This window comes from Binatus sp. (SeqCode) (assembly GCF_036522015.1).
Lineage (GTDB): Bacteria > Desulfobacterota > Binatia > Binatales > Binataceae > Binatus.
On record NZ_DATDGQ010000235.1, the window covers coordinates 1 to 3,199 of the forward strand.

Sequence of the window (3,199 nt, forward strand, 5' to 3'; positions counted from 1 at the left end):
GATGGCGGTGATGTTGATGATCTTACCGGGGTCGGTCGTGGTCTTGGCGGAATCGACAAGACCATAGCCGCGCGCCCACACAACGTAGTTTGCTTGGGGCAGTTCAGGAATGACGTAGCGGCCCTGATCGTCTGTCACCACCGACTTGATTGCGGATTCCTTCGATTGCGGACAGGGATTCCAATTGATCGCGGACAGTCATTCCAATCCATTGCGGACAGCATTCCAATCCATCGCGGACAGCATTCAAATGATCGCGGACAGTTCTCTCATCGACAGCTTTAAGGGCTCATTCGGCAGCGTCGGAGTCAAGCCTGCCGCGCTTGCCGGATTTTTCCGCTGGTTTGCGCAGGGTCTCGCCGTCGAGCGCGAGGCGGTGCGCAGTGTGCACGAGGCGGTCGAGGACGGCATCGGCGATTGTCGGATCGACGATCACCTCGTGCCAGTGATCGACGGGGAGCTGACTGGTGACGATGGTGGAGCCGCGGCCGTGGCGATCATCGACGATTTCGAGCAGGTCGCGGCCCTGCTGCGAGGTCAGCGGCGCCAGCCCCCAGTCGTCGAGGACCAGAAGCTCGACACGGGCGAAACTTTTGAGGAGTCGAGTATAGCGTCCATCGCCGCGTGCCAGCGCCAGTGCGTCGAGCAAGCGTGGCACGCGATAGTAGAGCACCGATCGATCGTCACGGCATGCCTTGTGACCGAGCGCACAGGCGAGCCAGCTCTTGCCGGTGCCGGTTTTACCGGTGATCAGGAGGTCCTGTCGGCGCCCGATCCAGTCGCCGGTCGCGAGCTTAGCAAACAACGCTTTATCGAGGCCGCGCGCCGCCTTGGTGTTGAGATCCTCGACGGTCGCGTTTTGCCTGAGGTTGGCAAACTTGAGCCGCGTGACGAGCCTCTTGCTTTGCCGCTCGACGGCCTCGCGATCGACCAGGAGGCCGGTGAGCGACGCCACAGCGGGCTGCGCTCGCTGCTCCTCGAACGCTTTGGCCATGCCGACGAGACCGAGGGCGATGAGCCGGTCGTGTGTGGGATGTGAAAGCACGTGTGATTCCTCTCTTTTACTTTTCGCCCGCCCCTTTTCTTCGCGTGCCGCCGCGTGAGGGCGTCCCCGGGGCACGCGATCATCCGGGAGTTGCTCAATGGTAGTAGCCACGCCCGCGGATGTTGGCGTGCCGGATCGGAGACGCGTCCGGCAGGTTCGGTTTGGCGAAGGCGCGGTCGAGCCCGTTGTGCAGGATCGACTTGATCGAGCCGTAGGTCGTGGCGCGGATATCGTTGCCGCGCTTGGCCGCCGCCTCGAGGCGCTGCGGTCCATAGCTCTTCACCAGGCTGAGGATGCCAAGGCATGAGCGGAAGCCCTGCTCGGGATGCGGCTTCGCCTTCATGATCGCCTCGAACAGCGCGAGCGTTGCGGGGCCGATCTTCTCGGCCTCGCGCAACAGGCGTGCCGGTGACCATTCTGCGTAACGCCGATGACTCGACGGCATGTGCTCCGGAATCGTCGTGTGCTTGTGCGCGATGCGCGAGCGCACGTGGCTCGCAATCCGCTTGCCGTTGTGGAAGAGCTCGATCGTGCTGTCCGTGAAGCGCGCATCGACGGTCTCGCGCAACAGGGCGAATGGCACCGAGTAGTAATGGTCATCAACCTCGACGTGATAGTCGGGCGCGACCGTGCAGCGCTTCCACTCGGCATATTGGTAGCGCTCGCTCGGAAGCCCTTTCAGCGCCGGCCGATCGAGACTGGCGAAGAGATCGTTGCGGCTCTGCTTGAGCTGCTTCATCACCTTCGCGTTGATCGACGCTACGCACTCACGAACAGCCTCATTCAACTCGGCCAAGGAGAAGAAGCGCCGATTGCGCAGCTTGCCGAGCACGAAGCGCGAGACAATGCCGACGGCGGCCTCGACCTTGGCCTTGTCGCGCGGGCGGCGAACGCGCGCCGGAAGCACGACGAAGCCGTAGTGATCGGCGAGATCCTGATAGGTTCTGTTGACCCCCGGCTCATAGCGCGACGGCTTGGTGATGCCGGCCTTGAGATTATCCGGCACCGCAGCCTTCGGCACACCGCCGAGGAAGTCGAACGCGTTGACGTGCGCACCTATCCAGTCGGGCAGCGTCTCGCTCCAGCGCGCCTCGGCGTAGGTGTAGCTCGATGCGCCAAGGGCGGCGACGAAGAGGTGCGCCTCGTGCACCTCGCCTGTCATCGCATCGATGATCGGCACCGTGTCGCCAGCCCAATCGACAAACAGCTTGTCGCCCGCCATATGCGTCTGCCGCATCGTCGGCGCGAGGCGCTTTCTCCATTCGCCGTAAAGCGCGCAGAAGCGGCTGTATCCATGGCCGTCGATATACGCGGCACGATACTCCTCCCACAGGATCATCAGCGTTACGCCGCGGCGCTTGAGTTCCTCGTGGACCTTCGCCCAATCGGGCAGCGACTTCGTCGACCCCTCGTGGAAGCCCGCCGGCGTAAACAAAAGCCGCTCCAACTCGGCGTCGCCGATCTCTGGCGGGATCGGCCACGTAATCCCGATCACCTTGGCGCGGTTCACGTACTCGCAAACGGCCGTCTTGCCGACGCCCGTTGCCTCGCGCACCTCACGCACGCTCAGCCCCAGCTCATGCGTCAGCCGCAGTACCTCACGGATCTTCCTCATCGACATTCTCATCCCGGCCATCGGTTGCCCCTGTGGTTCTTCACAGGGACTGCCGATCTGCTGATTCGGATGTCGATGGGAGGGCTGGCTAAACGTTCATCAGAAACTGTCCGCAATCACCGGAATGCTGTCCGCAATCGATTGGAATGCTGTCCGCGATGGATTGGAATGACTGTCCGCGATGCACAGGAATCTGCATTCATGCTCGGCACCATGTCGGGGCAAGCTCAGATTGAGCCGACCCGGAAGTGCGACGCCCAGCGTCGAAACCTCCCGACCGCTCGAATTGCTCAGCAACGTGCTCGACATCGTGCGGTCCCAATACGTCGAAGCGACGGACGATGGGAAATTCTGAGCACTCCGGCCCGGTCGTAACGGGAGAAATCCACGGTGCGAACATTCATCATCGCTTCGACCTCAGCCATAGCCGTATTCTCATCGGTGGCGTTCACGCAGGAAATAAGCCAAGGTACGGCGTCGATCCCGGATTTTTCCGGCGTATGGGCCCATCCCTCCGCGGGTCCCGAGCCGCCGGCATC

Annotated in this window: 2 protein-coding genes; both read right to left on the reverse strand. The window is 62.6% G+C overall.

The genetic code is table 11. From position 1 onward, the window contains the following. Window positions 1-289: 289 nt before the first annotated feature. Window positions 290-1,045 carry an IS21-like element helper ATPase IstB gene (istB, locus tag VIW95_RS10065; protein WP_331585994.1) on the reverse strand — a complete coding sequence of 252 codons (756 nt, stop codon included), beginning with the start codon at window positions 1,043-1,045 and terminating at the stop codon, window positions 290-292. Between the two features lie 94 nt (window positions 1,046-1,139). Next, window positions 1,140-2,681 (reverse strand): IS21 family transposase, encoded by a 1,542-nt coding sequence (gene istA, locus VIW95_RS10070; RefSeq protein ID WP_414645284.1) that lies wholly within the window; start codon window positions 2,679-2,681, stop codon window positions 1,140-1,142. Window positions 2,682-3,199: the final 518 nt, after the last annotated feature.